Source organism: Nostoc sp. CALU 1950, assembly GCF_051172895.1.
Classification (GTDB): Bacteria; Cyanobacteriota; Cyanobacteriia; order Cyanobacteriales; family Nostocaceae; genus Nostoc; species Nostoc edaphicum_A.
The window spans coordinates 1-1,532 of record NZ_JBDNJQ010000360.1 but is presented as its reverse complement, the minus strand read 5'-3'; the positions used below and the strand labels follow the sequence as shown (position 1 = coordinate 1,532).

1 protein-coding gene is annotated in these 1,532 nt (G+C 35.3%); it reads left to right on the top strand.

Annotated elements, in window-relative coordinates; genetic code table 11:
* The first annotated feature begins 138 nt into the window (after positions 1 to 138).
* Positions 139 to 1,272 (top strand): ISAs1 family transposase, encoded by a 1,134-nt coding sequence (locus ABF638_RS37885; protein ID WP_435027870.1) that lies wholly within the window; start codon positions 139 to 141, stop codon positions 1,270 to 1,272.
* Positions 1,273 to 1,532: the final 260 nt, after the last annotated feature.

Genomic DNA, 1,532 nt, shown 5'->3' with positions numbered 1-1,532 from the left:
CAGGGCAAACGCATCTAAATATAGTACATGAGTACTAAATAAAGGATAAAGGCAGCGATCGCGTGTGGTATGAAGGATAAGCAATGGGGCATTGATGGTAAAGTCATTGTAAAAGTAACAATATTGCCCGAGGAAGGCGTGAAACTCAAGCCCAAAATTACAATTGCTGACCACTTTGCACAGATGTCAGATCCACGAATAGATCGTACAAAACGTCATAAGCTAATCGATATTTTGACTATTGCCATTTGTGCAGTGATATGTGGGGCAGATAGTTGGGTGGCAATTGAAACATACGGATGTGCAAAGTCTGAGTGGTTAAAAACGTTTTTAGAGCTACCAAATGGGATACCATCCCACGATACGTTTGCAAGAGTCTTTGCACAGTTGAATCCTCAACAATTTCAGTCATGTTTTCTAAACTGGATGAAATCAATACAGAAAAGAACTGAAGGTGAAGTAGTTGCAATTGATGGGAAAACCTTGCGTAGTTCTTATGATAGTAGTAGTGACCAAAGCGCAATTGTAATGGTAAGCGCCTGGGCAACGACGAATAAATTAGTTTTGGGACAAGTGAAAGTAGATGAAAAATCGAATGAAATTACAGCAATTCCAGAGTTATTAAAGGTATTAGATATATCTGGATGTATTGTGACAATCGATGCAATTGGTTGTCAGAAAGAAATTGTTAGGTTAATCACACAGCAAGATGCAGATTATGTAATTACGTTGAAAAAGAATCAAGGAAATCTTTATAATGAAGTTGAAAAATTATTCCAGGCAGGGATAAGCACAGGTTTTGAGGGAATTGAATATAGCACATATAAAACAGAAGAAAGAGGGCATGGTCGTCATGAAATCCGCCACTATGTGATGTTATCTCAAATTCAGTCTAGGCTTAATTCAGATTCAGTTTGGTCAAACTTTAATAGTGTTGGAATGGTAGAAGCCGTCCGCTCATTAAATGGTGAAACAACGGTTGAAATCCATTATTTTATCAGTAGCCTTGAGTCAAATGCTAAACAGTTTGGTAATTCTATTCGCAGTCATTGGGGAATTGAGAATTCATTACATTGGATATTGGATGTCGCCTTGAGGGAAGATGAATGTCGGATTAGAAAAGATAATGCCCCACAGAATTTTGCAATTCTCAGACATATTGCAGTCAATCTTTTAGGTCAAGAGAAGTGTGTCAAACGCGGAATAAAAAATAAACAGTTTCTCGCTGGGTTGGATAACAATTATTTATCAAGAGTTTTAGCATTAGCATAAATTAATACATCAGAAATTGAATTTAAATATTTAATTTAGGAAAAATCTCACTTTTTCTCTAGATAAACATACTTTTATAAACTCGAATCTTGAGTTGTTTTAGTATCAATAAATAATCATTCAACCTCAGATAAGCTAACTCATATTTTTCAGAAATACTTCATTTATTTTATTTATCATTCCCTGAACGCTTACCAATTATCTATGTCATTTTGAAATCTCTCTCAGTTTTTATTAGGAAATAAGATGCGTTTCCCCTA